Consider the following 17,580-nt stretch of genomic DNA (forward strand, 5'->3'; position numbering starts at 1 on the left):
TATATCGATCAAGCTGCTTCCAGAGCCTGCGCGAGATCTGCAATCAGATCATCGGGATGCTCAATGCCAATCGACAGGCGAATGGTTGATTCATGCACGCCAATTCGCTCGCGCACGTCTGCCGGAACGCCTGAATGGGTCATCGCTGCCGGATGGCTTGCAAGTGATTCCGTTCCACCGAGGCTAACAGCCAGCTTAAATATTTGCAGCGCATTGAGGAAACGGAATGCTGCTGCCTGTCCGCCTTTAATGTCGAAGGAAAATGTCGAACCTGCGCCGGTGCACTGCCGCTTGAACAATTGCCCAACCGCTGAATTCTCATCGTCGAAAGGAAGATAGTGCAGTTTTTCGACCTTGGGATGCACACGCAGGAAATCAGCAACCGCGCGCGCATTGTTGTTCGCACGCTCCATACGAATGCCAAGCGTTTCAAGCGAGCGACCCAGCATCCAGCAGGAGTGCGGATCAAGCTGCGTTCCAATAGCACCACGCAGCGCCTTGACCTGCTTGACGACGGCTGTTGCCCCCAGAACAGCCCCGGCAATCAGATCGGAATGACCGCCGACATATTTTGTCAGCGAGTAAAGCGAAATATCGGCGCCATGTTCAATCGGTCGCTGGAAAACCGGGCCAAGCAAGGTGTTATCGCAAACGATCACAGGACGGTGACCATCCTGCTTCGCAGCGATTTTTTCCGACACCCGGCGTATGGCTGCAATATCCACGATGCTGTTGGTCGGGTTCGCAGGCGTTTCAATCAGAATGACCGAGACGCGTCCTTTTTGCAGTGCTTCTTCGGCTGCTTGTTCAACTGCAGCTTCACGAACACCATCGGCAAAAGCCACAGCTTCAACACCAAAATTATGGAACGTTTTAGCAAGCAATGTTTCAGTGCCACCATAAAGCGGCTGCGAATGCAGGATCACATCACCGGGCCGCGCAAAAGCAAACAGCGTGGTTGCAATCGCCGACATGCCGGATGAAAAAAGAGCACAGCTTTCCGTCCCCTCGTAGACAGCAAGGCGATCCTCAACAATCTCACTGTTGGGATGGTTGAAGCGCGAATAGACAAGTCCGGCCCCGACACCCGCTGGCGGTTCTTTGCGCCCGGAAACAAAATCGAAGAAATCCCGCCCGTCTTCAGCCGTTTTGAAAACGAAGGTCGACGTCAAAAACACTGGCGGCTTGACCGCACCCTCAGACAACTCAGGATCATAGCCATAATTGAGCATCTGGGTTTCGGGATGCAGCACATGATTGCCGATGCTTGTCTTGCTTGGACGTGGCGCGGTCATGTTTGTCTCCTGTGAAATTTTCTCCTGCTCAATAAATTGAGCGAGAGCAGCTTAGCAGAGACTTTGGGGAATCTTATTGCTTTGTTGAATGGTGTTGTAACGTAGATTGTGCGATCTACTTGATCACCAAGACCGGAACCGCGCTCAATGAAAGCACTTCCGCAGCCTGACTGCCCAAAAGCAGCTTGTTAACGCCCCGTCGTCCATGCGACGCAATCACGATCAGATCGCAATGCTTGTGCTTGGCTGCCTCGACAATCCCCTGTGCGGGAGACTGGTTTTCAATATGCAGAGTTTCAGCGATGATGCCTGCGCGTTCAGCCTTTTCCTTTGCACTAGCAAGCAGGTCGGCAGCCGCTTTACCGATAGCCTCACGATATTCCTGAAAAGCCGCAGGACTGGAAGCCCATTCGGCAGCAACAACAATCCCATACGACGGCAGAAGTTCGGTAACTGTTACGAATACCACCTTCGATCCAATTTGATGTGCAAGAGCAAGTCCCTGCTCCACGCCTTTAAGGGCAAGTTCAGAACCATCGGTTGCGATGAGAATAGACTTATACATGCTTATGCCTCCATTTGTGATCGTCATGCGATCTTGCGCGTATTGCACGAAATGAGCATTGATGCGGATCAAATTGAAGTGGAAGACCGATACCACATAATTTGGAATTATATTCTACGTCTACCATCTTTAAAGAATATAATTCCAATTTTATGCAGTCGAAAGCACAGACCCAGCTATGCTTTTGCGCCATTTCCTCATAAACTTCGCTTCAGACAGAAGGAGATTATTCCATGAGCAAGCCCCTTGGCGCAAAAAACGGTGAGACTGCGGGTCGCGGTCGCATCTATGATTCCATTCTCGATACGATCGGCAACACGCCTTTGGTTCGCATCGACAAATTTGCCAAGGAAAACGGCGTTGAAGCCAACCTGCTGGTAAAGCTCGAATTCTTCAATCCCTTAGCAAGCGTCAAGGATCGTATCGGTCTGGCGCTCATTGAAGCGCTGGAAGCGCAGGGCAAAGCAGTTCCCGGCAAAACAGTCTTTGTAGAACCAACCTCCGGTAACACCGGTATTGCATTGGCATTTGCAGCCGCAGCAAAGGGCTATCGCCTTGTGCTGACGATGCCTGAAACCATGTCGGTCGAGCGCCGCAAACTGCTCAAGCTGCTCGGCGCAGAACTCGTTCTGACCGAAGGCGCGAAAGGCATGAAGGGCGCTATAACCAAGGCCGAGGAAATTGCCGAAGGTAATCCGAATGCGATCATTCCGCAGCAGTTTGAAAACCCGGCCAATCCTGAAATTCATCGCCTGACCACCGCTGAAGAAATCTGGAACGACACCAATGGCGAAGCGGATATCCTGATTTCAGGCATTGGCACCGGCGGCACGATCACCGGCGTTGGTCAGGTCATCAAAGCACGTAAGCCATCCTTCAAAGTGATTGCTGTCGAACCGAAAGATTCTCCAATTCTTTCCGGCGGCACACCCGGCCCACATAAAATTCAGGGCATTGGCGCAGGCTTTGCACCAAAGACGCTCGATACGGGTGTTTATGATGAAGTCGTCACGGTCTCGAACGAAGATTCCTTTGCCAACTCGCGTCTAATCGCGCGTATTGAAGGCATTCCGGTCGGCATTTCATCCGGTGCAGCGCTGACTGCGGCCATTGAAGTCGGCAAACGCCCTGAAAACAAAGGCAAGAACATTGTGATAATCATTCCATCCTTCGCAGAGCGCTATCTTTCGACAGCACTTTTCGAAGGTCTGGAATAAAACCAAAAAGAGACATGAACAAAAAGCCAGAGTGGTCACCCACTCTGGCTTTTCTGTTGCCTGAAATCAAAGCGAGTTCAGGGATTAGAGCGCATCCCGAAAAGTGTGAAACGGTTTTCGGGATGCGCGTAAGAACAGATAATGAGAGCGCCGATCTGATAAAGTCAGATCGAAACGCGCTCTAGTTTACCGTGCGTGCCGCGCAAGCCGGGCCAGGTCCGCGCATATAATGGCGCTCGGGCCTGTAGCTTGGTGCGACGAATTCACGGATGACGTTAACGCTGTCACGTAGCTGAACGATAATGTTCATCGTCTTCACCTCATCACGAATTTGCTGCTCGAAAATGATGTCCGACATTGTACCTCAAAGGTTCAATAAAATGCTTATCGCTTCCGAACATCTTAATGAAAACTTTAACCATTAAAGATGAATAACTCCTGAAGCCTCATGGTTAAGGTTAAGTTAACGGTAAGGATATTCAGGTTTTCCACAGGCGTGGGAATCTTGTCACAAAAAAAGCCGGTGTGCAGACACCGGCTTAATCTATGAAAACTCATTCTCTTAACGCGTCGGAACCGGATGCTCTCCGCGGTAATCATAGAAACCGCGACCTGTTTTGCGGCCCAGCCACCCGGCTTCCACATATTTTACCAAAAGCGGACATGGGCGATATTTTGAATCCGCCAAACCGTCATGCAACACCTGCATGATCGAAAGACAGGTATCAAGACCGATGAAATCGGCAAGCTGCAATGGCCCCATCGGATGATTGGCGCCAAGCTTCATCGCCGTATCAATCGCCTCCACGCTGCCGACACCTTCGTAAAGCGTGTAGATTGCCTCATTGATCATCGGCAAGAGAATACGATTGACGATAAAGGCCGGGAAATCTTCGGCAACAGTGACGGTCTTGCCGAGAGCAACTACAAAATCCTTGGACTTGCGGAATGTGTCTTCCTCAGTCGCGATACCGCGCACCAGCTCCACCAGCTTCATCACCGGTACCGGATTCATGAAGTGAATGCCGATGAACCGCTCCGGGCGATCCGTGGTCGATGCAAGACGCGTGATCGAAATTGATGACGTGTTGGTCGCAACAATGGCTTCGGGATTAAGCACAGGGCAAAGCTGCGCAAAAATCTTGCGCTTGACGGTTTCGTCTTCGGTTGCTGCCTCAATGGCCAGATCGACACCCGCCAGATCCTGCATGGCATTGGCGGCGCGGATCAGCTTCATCGCATCAGCGCGCTGCTGTTCTTCGAGCTTACCCGACTGCACCTGTCGCGCCATGTTACCGTTGATCGTGGCAATACCCTTTTCGAGCCGACCCGCGTCCGCATCATGCAGGAGAACATCATAACCTGCCAATGCACAGACATGCGCAATGCCACTGCCCATCTGACCCGCGCCAACAATACCCACTGCCTTGATTGCCACAGTACCAACTCCTTCATGCTGCGCATTCACGCTTATCGAAATGCCCATCTAACAAGACAGCTAAAGGTGAAAAATGCAAGACCAACGCATTTGCCGCCCAACCCGCCATTATCGCTGGACTAAAAGAAGAAGGCGGCAGGTCATCCCTGCCGCCTTTTAACTCACAGAGCCTTTTCAAGCTCCGGTAACACGGTGAAGAGATCACCGACGAGGCCATAATCGGCCACCTGAAAGATCGGTGCTTCTTCGTCCTTATTGATCGCAACAATCACGCGGCTGTCTTTCATGCCAGCCAGATGCTGAATGGCACCTGAAATGCCGACTGCGATGTAAAGATCAGGCGCAACCACCTTACCCGTTTGGCCAACCTGCCAGTCGTTTGGTGCATAACCCGCATCAACCGCCGCACGCGATGCACCAACTGCTGCACCAAGCTTGTCGGCAACCGGCAGGATCACTTCCTCAAACTTTTCTGACGATCCAAGCGCACGTCCGCCTGAAATGATGATCTTGGCAGAGGTCAGTTCCGGACGATCACCACCCGAAAGTGCATTCTCCACAAAGCTCGACAATGCCGGATCAGCGGCAGCGTTCACGCTTTCAACCGAAGCCGAACCGCCCTCGCCCGTTGCAGAGAACGAAGCCGTACGCACCGTAATGACCTTCTTGGCGTCAGTCGACTGCACGGTCTGGATCGCATTGCCTGCATAGATCGGACGCTTGAAGGTGTCAGCGGACACAACTTCCATGATTTCCGACAGCTGCATCACATCAAGAAGTGCTGCAACGCGTGGCAGCACGTTTTTTGCCGAAGTAGTGGCTGGTGCAATGATCGTGTCGTAGTTTCCTGCGAGTTCAACGATAGCTGCAGCGAATGGCTCAGCAAGACGGTTTTCCAATGCATCGCTTTCAGCCAGCAGAACCTTGCGCACACCGGAAAGCTTTGCAGCTGCATCAGCGGCTGCTTGCGCACCCTTGCCAGCAACCAGAATATCAACATCGCCACCGATCTGGGCAGCAGCAGTCAGTGCCTTTGCAGTCTGATCGGAAAGGCTTGCATTGTCGTGTTCGGCAATAAGAAGAATAGCCATGTGTGTGTTCCTTATAACTCAGGTGCCGGAAATCTGTCAGGCCTTGGCGAAAATGGTGGGGTGCGAGAACCGGAGCGGAGCGTACTTTTCGTACGTGAGCACCAGAAGCGCAGCACCACGCCATTTGCAGACGGGCCTCACGGGTTTCCCTTAGAGTACGCCGTCAGCCTTAAGCTTCTCGACCAGTTCGGAAACCGAACCGACCTTGACGCCCGCCTTGCGGCCACCCGGTTCTTCGGTCTTCAAGACCTTAAGACGCGGCGCAATATCAGCACCAAAATCGGCAGGCGACTTTTCATCAAGTGGCTTCTTCTTGGCCTTCATGATGTTTGGCAGCGAAGCATAGCGCGGCTGGTTCAAACGAAGATCGACCGTCACAATCGCAGGCAGTTTCACATCAATGGTCTGAAGACCGCCATCGACTTCGCGTGTGACCTTGGCTGAACCATCACCCAGTTCAACCTTCGACGCGAATGTCGCCTGGCTCCAGTTGAGCAGTGCTGAAAGCATCTGGCCGGTCTGGTTGGCATCGTCGTCAATTGCCTGCTTGCCAAGGAACACAACGTCCGGCTTCTCGGCCTCGACAACGCCCTTCAAAACCTTGGCAACGCCAAGCGGCTCGACGGTGTCGTCAACCTTGACCAGAATGCCGCGATCAGCACCCATGGCCAGCGCCGTGCGAATGGTTTCCTGCGCCTGTGCAGGGCCAATCGAGACCACAACGATTTCCGAGACATTGCCCGCTTCTTTCAGACGCAGCGCTTCTTCAACTGCAATCTCGTCAAACGGGTTCATCGACATCTTGACGTTGGCAAGCTCAACGCCTGAGCCATCACCCTTAACACGGATCTTTACGTTGTAATCTACAACCCGCTTAACTGCGACAAGGACTTTCATCCGCGATTACCTCTTCAATGACTTTTGCGGCACGACTATGCCGCCGTGAATTTCTGCCCGCATGTCAGAATCCGACATGAAAACGCTGCTGACAGAAACGCCGTGAAATCAGCCTTTCCCCGCAGCATCAGGAACCGGAGCGAAACCTAAAGACGGTTGACGTGCACGTCAATCACGGATGGGCAGCAATATCGATTTAAATGAACTTATTGTTACAGATGGTCATTCCCATTTCGCACTAACCCGCATCGCATTTCATATTCGCGGAGCAACGCTGTCTGAATTCTTCTCTCTCACGCGTGCCTCCTCCCACTTTCATAGCGTTTACAACCCCAATCTTGTGGGTTAGGAGAAGCGCGTAAACATCCGGTCGCAGCCTACCCGGTCAAAACAAGGACACAAACGATGAAAACGCTCGTCATCTGCTCTGGCGGATTGGACTCTGTTTCGCTCGCGCATAAAATCGCAGCAGAACATAAACTCACTGGCCTGATCTCTTTCGATTACGGTCAACGACACAAAAAAGAACTCGACTTTGCAGCAGCTTGCGCGGAGCGGCTCAATATCCCTCATCAGATCATCGATATTCGCCCGATCGGTACGAGCCTCTCTGGCTCGGCATTGACCGACGATATTGATGTGCCCGATGGCCATTATGCCGAAGAAACCATGAAAATCACCGTCGTTCCCAACCGCAATGCCATCATGATGACCATTGCCTTTGGTGTGGCGGCGGCCCAGAAGGCAGATGCGGTGGCCCTTGCCGTTCACGGTGGCGATCACTTCATCTATCCCGATTGTCGCCCCGGCTTCATCAATGCTTTCCAGACCATGCAGAACCATGCGCTTGACGGCTATGCCGACATCCGCGTGCTTGCACCCTATGTGCACAAAGCCAAAAGCGACATCGTTGTGGATGGTGCCAAACACAGGACCCCATTTGAGGCAACATGGTCGTGCTACAAAGGCGGCGAGCATCATTGCGGACGCTGCGGCACCTGCGTGGAACGCCGCGAGGCTTTTCATCTGGCGGGCGTCACAGATCCTACCCGCTATGAGGATGCAGATTTCTGGCGTGCCGCAATCGAGAAAAGGAGCGCCTGATGTTTCGTATCACCAAGGAATTCCATTTCTCCGCTTCGCATCAGTTGACAGATCTGCCCGCCGATCATCAATGCGCACGCCTGCATGGGCATAACTACATTGTCGAAGTCGAGCTTTCCGCATCCGATCTCGATGAAAACGGCTTTGTGCGGGATTATCACGAGCTAACACCCCTCAAGCGTTACATCGATGACGAGCTTGATCACCGGCATCTCAATGATGTGCTTGGCCATAATCGCGTGACCGCAGAATTTCTGGCGCGTCATCTTTATGACTGGTGCAAGGCGCGTTGGCAGGAAGTTTCGGCAATACGGGTCAGCGAAACGCCAAAGACATGGGCGGAATACAGACCTGGATATCAGGCCGGGTATCGGACATGACAACCGACCCCGAAATCCGCATCAGCGAGATTTTCGGTCCAACCATTCAGGGCGAAGGCGTATTGAGCGGCGAGCCAACTGTTTTCGTGCGCACGGGCGGCTGCGACTACCGCTGCGCATGGTGTGACAGTCTGCACGCGGTTGAGAGCCGCTTTCGCCATGAATGGCAACCGATGAGCGTTGATGCAATTTGGCGCGAAGTGACGACACTTTCGGGTAAAAAGCCGATAACGGTGTCACTTTCTGGCGGCAACCCCGCCATACAGCCTTTGGCACCCCTTATCGATCATGGTCACGCACAAGGCTATCGCTTCGCGCTGGAAACGCAGGGCTCGGTGGCAAAGGACTGGTTTTCCAAACTCGATACGCTGGTTTTAAGCCCAAAGCCGCCTTCAAGCGGCATGGAAACCGATTGGGCGGCACTCGCCGCCTCCATTAATGCGGCAGGCTCAAAGCCGAAAACAGTACTTAAATTTGTGGTCTTTGATGATGCCGATTATGCCTTTGCGAAGGGCGCATCAGCACGTCACCCGCATTTGCCCGTCTATCTTCAGCCGGGCAATCACACGCCGCCACCACCTGAGGATGACGATGCGCGGATCGATATGGACGGCATCATGCATCGCATGGAGTGGCTGATCGACAAAGTCATGGCGGACCGCTGGTTTGAAGCCCATGTGCTGCCCCAGCTTCATGTGCTGATCTGGGGTAACAAGCGCGGCGTCTAAATCCAGCCGCAACGCACATTGTCGTCAGGCCGCGGCGAAAATGGTGGTCTGTCGAGCATCGGAGCGGAGCTTACTTAAAGTAAGTGAGCACCGAAGCGCAAGCAGAACGCCATTCGCAGACCGTCCTCACGGCAATGCCTATCGATTTTGGCCCGGAACCCATAAGACATCGCTTGCGCCGTTTTCATTAACGGCGCGGGCTGCCACAAACAGGAAATCGGAAAGACGGTTGATATATTGCAACGCCTCTTCTGACACCACTTCGCCCTCAGTTTTTGCAAGGGCCACCATCAGACGCTCGGCACGGCGTGAAACGGTGCGCGCCAGATGCAGTGCGGCAGACGCCGACGAACCACCCGGCAAAATGAAAGAGCGCAGCGGCGGAATATCGGCATTCAACTCATCAATATCCGCTTCAAGCCGGCTGACCTGCTGAGCAACGATACGCAGCGGCTCATAGCTTAGCGGCTGTCCATCATCCGGCGTCGAGAGATCAGCTCCAAGGTCGAACAGATCATTCTGAATACGCGCAAGCATCGCATCAATTGGAGCATACTGCTCTATGCCGGTGTGAATGCGGACAAGGCCGATACAGGCATTGGTTTCATCGACCGTGCCATAGGATTCAACCCGCAAATCCGATTTCAACCGCCGTGGTCCGCTCGTCAAACCCGTTGTGCCGTCATCGCCGGTGCGGGTATAAATCTTGTTAAGCCTGACCATATTACTGCCCGCTCGTTTGGCGTGCGAAATAGATGGCTGCAACGATCAGCACAATCGCGATAAATTGCAACAGAACGCGGAGCTGCATCATCTTGTTTGAAAAATTGCCGTCGCCGCCGCGCATCATATTGCGCAGGCCGATAATGAGCACAATCGCCACGGCAAACATCGCAACCAGTGCCGCGCCCTTGAACAGAACGTCCATTTCATTTTCCTCCCATTATCCGCCGTCTTTTTGCATCTTTACGCATTTTCCTCACGCAAAACCGCTACACACTTTTGCTGGAAATGCTCTAAGACTGGTCGGACAGCATTTTGTAGAGCCAGCGTGACGGCAGCAGGCGTCGTGCCAGAATACCCAGTTTCGCGGGACGCGTAACTGCGTAATGCGGACACGGCTTTGGCGCTTCCAGTGCATGAATAAGTACCGCGTAAACCGCTTCCGGGCCAAGCTTGTTTTTGGATTTGGTGCCGCCACCTTCAAGCTTTGCCATTTGGCGTTGGTATAATTCGCGATGCACGGAATGCTCGAGATCGATATTGGCGCGCGCATGCATGGCTGCATTATAGGTGAACTGCGAGGCAATTGGCCCCGGTTCGATCATCGATACTTCAATGCCCGAACCTTCCAGTTCCATGCGTTGCGCCATCATCAGCCCTTCAAGCGCGAATTTCGAAGCAACATAAGCTCCCCTCCATTTCATCGGCACAAGGCCCAAAATAGAGGAGCAATGCACGATACGGCCATGGCCCTGCGCACGCATTACGGGAACGATCCGGCGCGTCAGATCATGCCAGCCAAAGAAATTGGCCTCAAACTGAGCACGTAACGCTTCGACCGGTAAATCTTCAATGGCTCCCGGCTGCGCATAGGCACCATTGTTGAAAAGAGCATCAAGCTTTCCATCATTTGCACGCAACACCGCATCGACAAGCGCTTCGATTGAATGCGGCTCGGTATAATCGAGATAGAAGGCCTCAATTCCCTTTGCCTCAAGTGCTGCAATATCCTCATCCTTGCGCGCTGTTGCAAACACCCGCCAACCGGCCTGATGCAAAGCCTCCGCGCAAAAAGCACCGATACCCGAAGAGCAGCCGGTAATGAGGATGCTACGCTTTGCATTTTCCACGACCATATACGGATTCCGCTCCTATTTTAGTCAGAATGCTTGATTCGTCCTAGTATGGCGAACCCGAAATTCGTATCACTTTGAAGCAGCTTCAGGAGCGAATTTCGGGTTCAAAGCCATACTAGTAAACTTTTGAATTTAGTGTGGTTTACGGATTTGAAGTTCCTAAACGAGAATGCAACACAAATGATAGGAACTTCAAATCCACCACACTAAGTTTAAAACCGCTATCCCCTTGCAATATTGAATCTAATACTAGATTTAAACGCTTGGAATGAATGTCGGTCGACCGAAGGAAAAAATCTACGGATGCGAAAAGTTAAACGTTTTCTCCGTCAGGTCACTTACGACGTTTACTGGCATTTCAGCAGTGACGACGGTTGGGCTTTTGCTTCGCATATCGCGCTTTCGGGGCTTATGGCGCTGTTTCCCTTCCTGATTTTCGCAACAACACTCGCTGGTTTTCTTGGCACCAAGGAGTTTGCCAACACGGCAGTCCATGTCATTTTCGACATGTGGCCGTCTAACATTGCTGGCCCCATCGCCAATGAAGTGATGAATGTTCTAACCGTTCAGCGCAGCGGACTTCTGACATTGAGTGTGATCGCAGCCGCTTATTTTGCCTCCAATGGGGTAGAAGCGCTGCGTATGTCGCTCAACCGCGCCTACCGCGTGAGCGATCAGCGTTCGATCATTTTCTGCCGCCTGCAAAGCTTAGGCTTTGTGCTTATCGGTACGATCAGCCTGATGGCGATCAGCTTTCTACTGGTTCTGGCACCACTTGCCGTGCGCCTCGCCGAGCAATGGTTCCCAGACATCGCGCCTTTCACCGGAACAATCGCCATCTGGCGCTATACGATCGCAGTCAGCGTATTGGTGCTTGCCCTGTTCATCGTGCATATCTGGCTGCCCGCCGGAAAACGCCGCATGAGTGACATTCTGCCGGGCATTGGCATCACGCTCGTTGCATGGCTTGCGGCCGCAACTGCCTTTGCGAAATATCTTGAAACATTTGCCAATTACGTCACCACCTATGCAGGCCTTGCATCAATCATGGTGGCAATCGTGTTTCTCTATATGCTTTCGGCAATTTTCATCATCGGCGCCGAAATCAATGCCGCGATCATGATCTTCCGCAAACGCGAACAGCAACCCGAACTTATCGACGCAAAGTAGTGAGTGCAACGCCGAGCGTCGTCACAACCATGCCTGCAATCTGAATGGGTCCGAGTGTTTCGCCAAAAATCAGATAGGCCATGATCGCAGCCGTTCCCGGGACCAGATAAAACAGCGATGCCACTTTGGACATTGCGCCTTCGCGGATCATAACCAGAAACGCCAGAATAGCGCCGATGGAAATGGCAAGCGTCAGCCAAACCAGCGCGAAGATAAGTTGTGGCGACCAGATGATAACGCGGGTTTCAAAGGCAAAAGCGCAGATCGCGGTCAATGTAGCGGCAGCGATATATTGAACGGCAGTTCCTGACTTCAAATCGCTTACCGTGCCAAAACGCTTTTGCCAGACCGTTCCCGTGCTGATAGCCAGCACTGCCACAAAGGCTGCAAACAGGCTTTTCGGATCAACACCGCTATGGCCCGAAAATTTCGGCCAAACCACCATAGCCACGCCAAGAAAGCCAATCAGCAGTCCCAGCCATTGCCGCCCCGTTGCGCGTTCCCCCAAAAGAAGAGCCGCAATCAGCGTGGTGAGCATCGGTTGAAGACCCGCAACCAATCCCGACATGCCCGCAGGCAATCCGTGATGCACAGCCCAAAAAAGTGCTGAAAGATACCCCCCATGAATCAGACAGCCAACAATGGCTGCATGGAGCAGCGTTTTGCCTCTTGGCCACACACTATGACTTGCCAAAGCCCACAGGATCATGATGGCTGCTGCAATGGAGAACCGCACCGCCATAAAACTGAATGGTTCTGCATAGGGCATAGAAAGCCCAGCCCCGATGAAGCCGGTGGCCCAGAGCAGAACAAACATGAGGGGGAAAAAGCGGGTAGCCATGATCAGAAACTCTTTTCTTTGGCGCCTGCTCTAATCCGGTTCTGAGAATTGCGCTATCTCATAAATCTGATTGCTGCGATCAATTTGCCAAATGGCTCGCTTCTGCCTATGAAACGGCATGGATATTGAGAACAATATAATCCGCATTTTTGTCGATGCCGACGCATGCCCGGTGAAGGCAGAAATCTATCGTGTCGCCGAACGGCACAATTTATCCGTCGTGATTGTCGCAAACAGCTACATCGCCATCCCGCGCGATGCAGAGCGCGTGGAGCGCGTCATCGTTTCCGACAAGCTTGATGCAGCAGACGACTGGATTGCTGAAAACTCCCGCCCCGGTATCATTGTGATTACCGCGGATATTCCGCTAGTGAGCCGGTCGATTGAAATGGGTTCATCTGTTATCGGCCCCAATGGCAAGGTGCATACGGCAAGCACCATTGGCAACACGCTTGCCACACGCAATCTGATGGATTCACTGCGTTCCGCCGGTGAAGTCACGCGCGGACCAGCGCCCTTTTCTGCAAAAGACCGCTCGGCATTCCTGTCAGCACTCGAACTCACAATCGTTCAGTTAAAGCGTGCCGGTTTCGTCTCAGCTTGAGCGCATTGATGCAGTCGCGACACCTGCACCTATGAGCATTGTTCCACCAGCGCGATTGAAGATGCGCAAGGCACGTTCATTGGCAAAGAAACGCCGCGCACGCGTGGCAATCAGCGCATAAGCAAAGGCATTGAGAAATGCCAGCACAAGGAATGTGCTCTCGAATACCAGCATCTGTGTCGCGAAATCGGCATGCGGGCTTAAGAACTGCGGCAGAAACGCGACGAAAAACGTGATGCTTTTTGGGTTGAGTGCTGTCACCAGCCATGCATGAAGCAGCATTTTAACCGGCTTTACCTGATCATGCCGCGCCTTGGCATCCATTGTGCCACCAGCCCGAAACAGTTTTATGCCAAGCCAAATAAGATAGGCAGCACCAATCCATTTAACCGCAGTAAAAACCGTAGCCGATGCAGCGAGAAGCGCCCCAACGCCAAGCATCGAAAGCGTCATAGCGGTAAAGTCACCGAGCGCCACGCCAATTGCCATCGGGAGTGCAGCTCTCCATCCCTGCCCAAGCGCATAGGACACCACGAGCAAAACCGTTGGCCCCGGAATAATCAGAAGCACAATGGATGCGGCAGAAAATGCCAGCCAGACTTCAATGCTCATGGAAAACTTCCTCTCTCTTAAAGGAAAGGAAGCCACCGAATATAAAAATTGTCTATCTAAAGTTTTTGCGCAGTTTCAATCAGCTTGATCGCATCTGGTCCATCCCATGGGGCTGGACCATTCATCGAGGCAATCTGGCAGCCGTCCTTATCGACCAGCAAGGTCACCGGAAGACCAAAAGCAAGGCCGCTACGCTTCAACTCATTGAAGCTCGACATGGTAGCATCGCGATTAAGGCTCAGGCTCTTAATGCCGATCTCTTCGAGGAATTTCTTCGGCTTTTCGTCTGATCCGGTATCGATATTGATCGCAACGACATCAAAATCGCTTCCGCCCTTTGCCGCCTGAAGATTATCCAGCTCCGGCATTTCCTCGCGACATGGCGCACACCACGTAGCCCAAAGATTGACCAGCAGCGTCTTGCCCTTGTAATCGCCAAGCGTCATCTGCTTGCCATCAGGTCCGGTAAAGGCGATATGGGCCACTGAAATCGGCTTTTCAGCTGCGCGCATAGCGGCAACGCTTCCAGTTGCAGCTTCATCTAGGCTCTTCAGACTATTCGCTTTCAACGCACATTGTGCAGAAGCTTCATCATTTTGCGCAGAAACATTGCTGGCTGTAGCATTGCCAGAAGGCCGTTCAATCAAGTATACCGCGCCTATACCGGCAATGACACCGGCCAGAGCGGCAAGATAGACGATCCTGCGATTTCCTGACTTAGCCTTATCGTTGTCTTTTGCCATCTCGCGTCACTTCTTTCCTAGTCTTGCATTCGAGGCATACGAGCATGAGCGAACAAAAATCAAGCAATCAGATGTGGGGCGGCCGTTTTGCCTCAGGGCCCGATGCGATCATGGAAGAGATCAATGCATCGATCGGCTTCGACCGCAAGCTCTATGCGCAGGACATTCAGGGCTCGCTCGCCCATGCTGCCATGCTTGCAAAGACTGGCATCATTGCGGCAGACGATCATAAAAAGATCGAAGACGGCCTGAAAACCATCCTCAAGGAAATCGAGGACGGCAAATTCACCTTCTCACGCAAGCTCGAAGATATTCATATGAATATCGAAGCGCGTCTGGCCGATCTGATTGGCGCATCTGCCGGACGTCTGCATACAGCCCGTTCGCGCAATGATCAGGTAGCCGTCGATTTCCGCCTCTGGGTCAAGCAGGAAATGCAGAAAACTGCGGTCGCACTCGAAGGCCTAATCCAAGCGTTTCTTGAACGCGCTGAAGAACATGCGGCAACCGTCATGCCAGGCTTCACGCATCTGCAAACAGCTCAGCCTGTCACCTTTGGTCATCATTGCATGGCCTATGTCGAAATGTTTGGCCGCGATCTGTCGCGCGTACGCGATGCGATTGAACGCATGGACGAATCGCCACTCGGTGCAGCAGCGCTTGCTGGAACCGGCTTCCCGATTGATCGCCACATGACTGCGACAGCGCTTGGTTTCCGCGAACCAACCCGCAATTCGCTCGATAGCGTTTCCGACCGCGATTATGCGCTGGAATTCCTGTCACTGGCCGCAATCTGTGCCGGTCATCTGTCGCGTCTGGCTGAAGAAATCGTCATCTGGTCAACACCGCAGTTCAATTTCGTGCGCCTGTCCGACGCCTTCTCGACCGGCTCGTCGATCATGCCGCAGAAGAAAAACCCGGACGCTGCCGAACTCGTGCGTGCCAAGACCGGCCGCATCAATGGTTCGCTCGTGGCACTTCTGACCATCATGAAGGGTCTGCCGCTCGCCTATTCCAAGGATATGCAGGAAGACAAGGAACAGGTTTTCGACTCTGCCGAAAATCTGGAGCTCGCAATCGCTGCCATGTCCGGCATGGTGCGCGACATGACAATCAATGTCGCCAGCATGAAAAAAGCCGCCGGTTCCGGTTACTCAACCGCAACTGATCTCGCAGATTGGCTCGTGCGTGAGTTGGGCCTTCCATTCCGCGATGCGCATCATGTGACTGGCCGCGCTGTGGCTCTTGCTGAAAGCAAGCAGGTTGATCTCGCAGAACTCACGCTTGAAGATCTTCAGTCGATCAATACGGGCATTACCGAAGCGATTTTCGGCTATCTGACGGTTGAGCAGTCGGTCGAAAGCCGCCAGTCATTTGGCGGCACGGCACCACAGCAAGTGTGCAAGCAAATTGCTTACTGGAAAAACCTTTTAGCGAAAGCTTAAGCTGGCCATCTTAGTGAAGTCACTCTTAAAGGAGTGATTTCACTTTCTGATATTTTGGGTTAGACCTGACCCATCGACAAATTCCGGGAACCAAAGCTGATGACAGGCCGCTCCGCCATTTCTTCCATGCTGCTGATCGCAGCTCTTGCTGCTACTCTTGCCGCTTGCGGTCGTAAAGGTCCGCTTGAGCCACCGCCAGCACAGCTCATCACCAATGAACAGGGCCGCACCGTCGAAAAACCGAAGGAAGACAAGCCCTTCATCCTCGACAAAATCCTGTAATTTCTCCCCCATTCGGATTGTTTCCCGTGAATCATTTTGAATATCGCGACGGCGTTCTCCACGCCGAAAATGTGAGCCTGCCTGAGATCGCAAAGCAGGTCGGCACGCCATTTTATGTCTATTCCCGCGCAACGATTGAGCGCCATTTCCGCGTTTTCGGCGAAGCTTTCGCCGATATGGAAACACTGGTGACCTATGCGCTTAAAGCCAATTCCAATCTGGCTGTGCTCAAGACACTCGCCAAGCTCGGTGCCGGTGCCGATACGGTTTCGGAAGGCGAAATCCGCCGTGCCTTAGCTGCCGGTATTCCGGCCAACAAAATCGTGTTTTCCGGCGTTGGAAAAACCCCGCATGAAATGGATTTTGCACTCGAAGCAGGGATTTACTGCTTCAATGTCGAGTCTGAGCCTGAGCTTGAAATTCTGTCTGCCCGTGCGGTGAAGGCAGGCAAGGTTGCCTCGGTGTCCTTGCGCATCAATCCCGATGTCGATGCAAAGACCCATGCCAAAATCTCGACTGGTAAGTCCGAAAACAAATTCGGCATTCCGCGCATAAAAGCCCGCCAAGCCTATGCACGCGCTGCAAGCCTGCCCGGTCTCGACGTTGTCGGCATCGATATGCATATCGGTAGCCAGATCATCGATCTTGAGCCTTTTGATCATGCCTTTGCGCTGATGGCAGAGCTGGTAAAAGAATTGCAGGCCGATGGCCACAATATCCGTCACGTTGATGTCGGCGGCGGTTTGGGTATTCCTTATCGCACTGATAACAACCCGCCACCGCTGCCTGTTGCCTATGCCGAAATCGTTGCAAAGCACATCAAGCCACTAGGACTCAAGACCGTCTTCGAGCCGGGGCGCCTGATCGTTGGTAATGCCGGATTGTTGCTAACGGAAGTGATTTTCGTCAAGGAAGGCGATGCGAAGAATTTTGTCATTGTCGATGCGGCGATGAACGATCTCATCCGTCCGACCCTTTACGAAGCTTTCCACGACATCAAGCCTGTTCTGGAAACCAAAGATAACGCCCCACGCATTCGTGCCGATTTTGTCGGCCCAGTTTGTGAAACAGGCGACTATCTCGGCGTCGACCGCGAAGTGGCAAAGCCTGCTCCCGGTGATCTGATTGCCGTGTGCACGACCGGCGCTTATGGTGCGGTTCTGTCGAGCACCTACAACAGCCGTCTCCTGATCCCCGAAGTGCTGGTGGATGGTGATCGCTACCACGTCATTCGTCCGCGCCGGACCTATGAAGAGCTTTTGGCACTCGATTCTGTACCGGACTGGCTATAATTCTAGTCAAAGCCTCG

At 53.0% G+C, this 17,580-nt stretch carries 21 protein-coding genes; 9 read left to right on the top strand and 12 right to left on the bottom strand.

What is annotated here, in order from left to right:
- Window positions 1–8 precede the first annotated feature (8 nt).
- Both CEV31_RS04300 and CEV31_RS04305 read right to left on the bottom strand, forming a co-directional pair.
- Window positions 9–1,295, bottom strand: coding sequence for a cystathionine gamma-synthase family protein (locus CEV31_RS04300; RefSeq protein WP_094505661.1), 1,287 nt, complete (start codon window positions 1,293–1,295; stop codon window positions 9–11).
- Between the two features lie 115 nt (window positions 1,296–1,410).
- Window positions 1,411–1,860, bottom strand: a complete 450-nt coding sequence (locus tag CEV31_RS04305) for a universal stress protein (protein WP_094505804.1) — start codon at window positions 1,858–1,860, stop codon at window positions 1,411–1,413.
- 233 nt (window positions 1,861–2,093) lie between these two features.
- On the opposite strand from CEV31_RS04305, the gene cysK reads away from it, so the two are divergent.
- Window positions 2,094–3,077 (top strand): cysteine synthase A, encoded by a 984-nt coding sequence (gene cysK, locus CEV31_RS04310; RefSeq protein ID WP_094505662.1) that lies wholly within the window; start codon window positions 2,094–2,096, stop codon window positions 3,075–3,077.
- Window positions 3,078–3,258: 181 nt separating this feature from the next.
- On the opposite strand, the gene CEV31_RS21040 is transcribed toward cysK, so the two are convergent.
- The 4 genes from CEV31_RS21040 to CEV31_RS04325 form a co-directional block, all read right to left on the bottom strand.
- Window positions 3,259–3,435, bottom strand: a complete 177-nt coding sequence (locus CEV31_RS21040; protein WP_169717306.1) for a hypothetical protein — start codon at window positions 3,433–3,435, stop codon at window positions 3,259–3,261.
- Window positions 3,436–3,639: 204 nt separating this feature from the next.
- Complete coding sequence (locus CEV31_RS04315) at window positions 3,640–4,515, bottom strand: 3-hydroxybutyryl-CoA dehydrogenase (RefSeq protein ID WP_210190882.1); 876 nt, start codon at window positions 4,513–4,515, stop codon at window positions 3,640–3,642.
- Between the two features lie 161 nt (window positions 4,516–4,676).
- Window positions 4,677–5,606, bottom strand: a complete 930-nt coding sequence (locus CEV31_RS04320; RefSeq protein WP_094505664.1) for an electron transfer flavoprotein subunit alpha/FixB family protein — start codon at window positions 5,604–5,606, stop codon at window positions 4,677–4,679.
- 150 nt (window positions 5,607–5,756) lie between these two features.
- A complete protein-coding gene (locus tag CEV31_RS04325) occupies window positions 5,757–6,503 on the bottom strand; it encodes an electron transfer flavoprotein subunit beta/FixA family protein (RefSeq protein ID WP_094505665.1) in 747 nt (248 codons plus the stop codon).
- A 405-nt stretch (window positions 6,504–6,908) separates the two neighbouring features.
- On the opposite strand from CEV31_RS04325, the gene queC reads away from it, so the two are divergent.
- From queC to queE, 3 genes are read left to right on the top strand one after another with little or no spacing between them, the layout of a single operon-like run.
- Complete coding sequence (gene queC, locus CEV31_RS04330) at window positions 6,909–7,607, top strand: 7-cyano-7-deazaguanine synthase QueC (protein WP_094505666.1); 699 nt, start codon at window positions 6,909–6,911, stop codon at window positions 7,605–7,607.
- Window positions 7,607–7,987: a 6-carboxytetrahydropterin synthase QueD gene (queD, locus tag CEV31_RS04335; protein ID WP_094505667.1), complete on the top strand. Its 381-nt coding sequence runs from the start codon at window positions 7,607–7,609 to the stop codon at window positions 7,985–7,987. The genes queC and queD overlap by 1 nt, the downstream gene beginning before the upstream one ends.
- Complete coding sequence (queE, locus tag CEV31_RS04340; RefSeq protein WP_094505668.1) at window positions 7,984–8,715, top strand: 7-carboxy-7-deazaguanine synthase QueE; 732 nt, start codon at window positions 7,984–7,986, stop codon at window positions 8,713–8,715. The genes queD and queE overlap by 4 nt, the downstream gene beginning before the upstream one ends.
- A gap of 138 nt (window positions 8,716–8,853) precedes the next feature.
- On the opposite strand, the gene CEV31_RS04345 is transcribed toward queE, so the two are convergent.
- From CEV31_RS04345 to CEV31_RS04355, 3 genes are all read right to left on the bottom strand, one after another.
- Window positions 8,854–9,438: a cob(I)yrinic acid a,c-diamide adenosyltransferase gene (locus CEV31_RS04345; RefSeq protein ID WP_094505669.1), complete on the bottom strand. Its 585-nt coding sequence runs from the start codon at window positions 9,436–9,438 to the stop codon at window positions 8,854–8,856.
- Window position 9,439: 1 nt separating this feature from the next.
- Window positions 9,440–9,643 carry a twin transmembrane helix small protein gene (locus CEV31_RS04350; protein ID WP_094505670.1) on the bottom strand — a complete coding sequence of 68 codons (204 nt, stop codon included), beginning with the start codon at window positions 9,641–9,643 and terminating at the stop codon, window positions 9,440–9,442.
- A gap of 88 nt (window positions 9,644–9,731) precedes the next feature.
- Window positions 9,732–10,574 (bottom strand): SDR family oxidoreductase, encoded by an 843-nt coding sequence (locus CEV31_RS04355; protein ID WP_094505671.1) that lies wholly within the window; start codon window positions 10,572–10,574, stop codon window positions 9,732–9,734.
- Window positions 10,575–10,877: 303 nt separating this feature from the next.
- Here CEV31_RS04355 and CEV31_RS04360 point away from each other — a divergent pair, with 303 nt between their 5' ends.
- Complete coding sequence (locus CEV31_RS04360; protein ID WP_094505672.1) at window positions 10,878–11,744, top strand: YihY/virulence factor BrkB family protein; 867 nt, start codon at window positions 10,878–10,880, stop codon at window positions 11,742–11,744.
- On the opposite strand, the gene CEV31_RS04365 is transcribed toward CEV31_RS04360, so the two are convergent.
- Entirely contained in the window at window positions 11,728–12,585 is an 858-nt protein-coding gene (locus CEV31_RS04365) for a DMT family transporter (RefSeq protein ID WP_094505673.1), read from the bottom strand. The two genes, CEV31_RS04360 and CEV31_RS04365, sit on opposite strands and share 17 nt — an antisense overlap.
- Before the next feature lie 118 nt (window positions 12,586–12,703).
- Here CEV31_RS04365 and CEV31_RS04370 point away from each other — a divergent pair, with 118 nt between their 5' ends.
- Entirely contained in the window at window positions 12,704–13,189 is a 486-nt protein-coding gene (locus CEV31_RS04370) for a YaiI/YqxD family protein (RefSeq protein WP_094505674.1), read from the top strand.
- Here CEV31_RS04370 and CEV31_RS04375 read toward each other — a convergent pair.
- The gene (locus CEV31_RS04375; protein ID WP_094505675.1) at window positions 13,181–13,801 is read right to left on the bottom strand and encodes a LysE family translocator; all 621 of its coding nucleotides are present in this window, start codon (window positions 13,799–13,801) and stop codon (window positions 13,181–13,183) included. The genes CEV31_RS04370 and CEV31_RS04375 overlap by 9 nt on opposite strands.
- Window positions 13,802–13,857: 56 nt before the next feature.
- Window positions 13,858–14,544 carry a thiol:disulfide interchange protein TlpA gene (tlpA, locus tag CEV31_RS04380; protein ID WP_094505676.1) on the bottom strand — a complete coding sequence of 229 codons (687 nt, stop codon included), beginning with the start codon at window positions 14,542–14,544 and terminating at the stop codon, window positions 13,858–13,860.
- Window positions 14,545–14,588: 44 nt separating this feature from the next.
- On the opposite strand from tlpA, the gene argH reads away from it, so the two are divergent.
- The 3 genes from argH (at window position 14,589) to lysA (ending at window position 17,563) form a co-directional block, all read left to right on the top strand.
- Entirely contained in the window at window positions 14,589–15,989 is a 1,401-nt protein-coding gene (argH, locus tag CEV31_RS04385) for an argininosuccinate lyase (RefSeq protein WP_094505677.1), read from the top strand.
- Window positions 15,990–16,088: 99 nt separating this feature from the next.
- Window positions 16,089–16,271 carry an LPS translocon maturation chaperone LptM gene (gene lptM / locus CEV31_RS04390; RefSeq protein ID WP_094505678.1) on the top strand — a complete coding sequence of 61 codons (183 nt, stop codon included), beginning with the start codon at window positions 16,089–16,091 and terminating at the stop codon, window positions 16,269–16,271.
- A gap of 26 nt (window positions 16,272–16,297) precedes the next feature.
- Window positions 16,298–17,563 carry a diaminopimelate decarboxylase gene (lysA, locus tag CEV31_RS04395; RefSeq protein ID WP_094505679.1) on the top strand — a complete coding sequence of 422 codons (1,266 nt, stop codon included), beginning with the start codon at window positions 16,298–16,300 and terminating at the stop codon, window positions 17,561–17,563.
- Window positions 17,564–17,580: the final 17 nt, after the last annotated feature.

Origin of the sequence: Brucella thiophenivorans (assembly GCF_002252445.1) — a bacterium.
GTDB classification, from domain to species: domain Bacteria; phylum Pseudomonadota; class Alphaproteobacteria; order Rhizobiales; family Rhizobiaceae; genus Brucella; species Brucella thiophenivorans.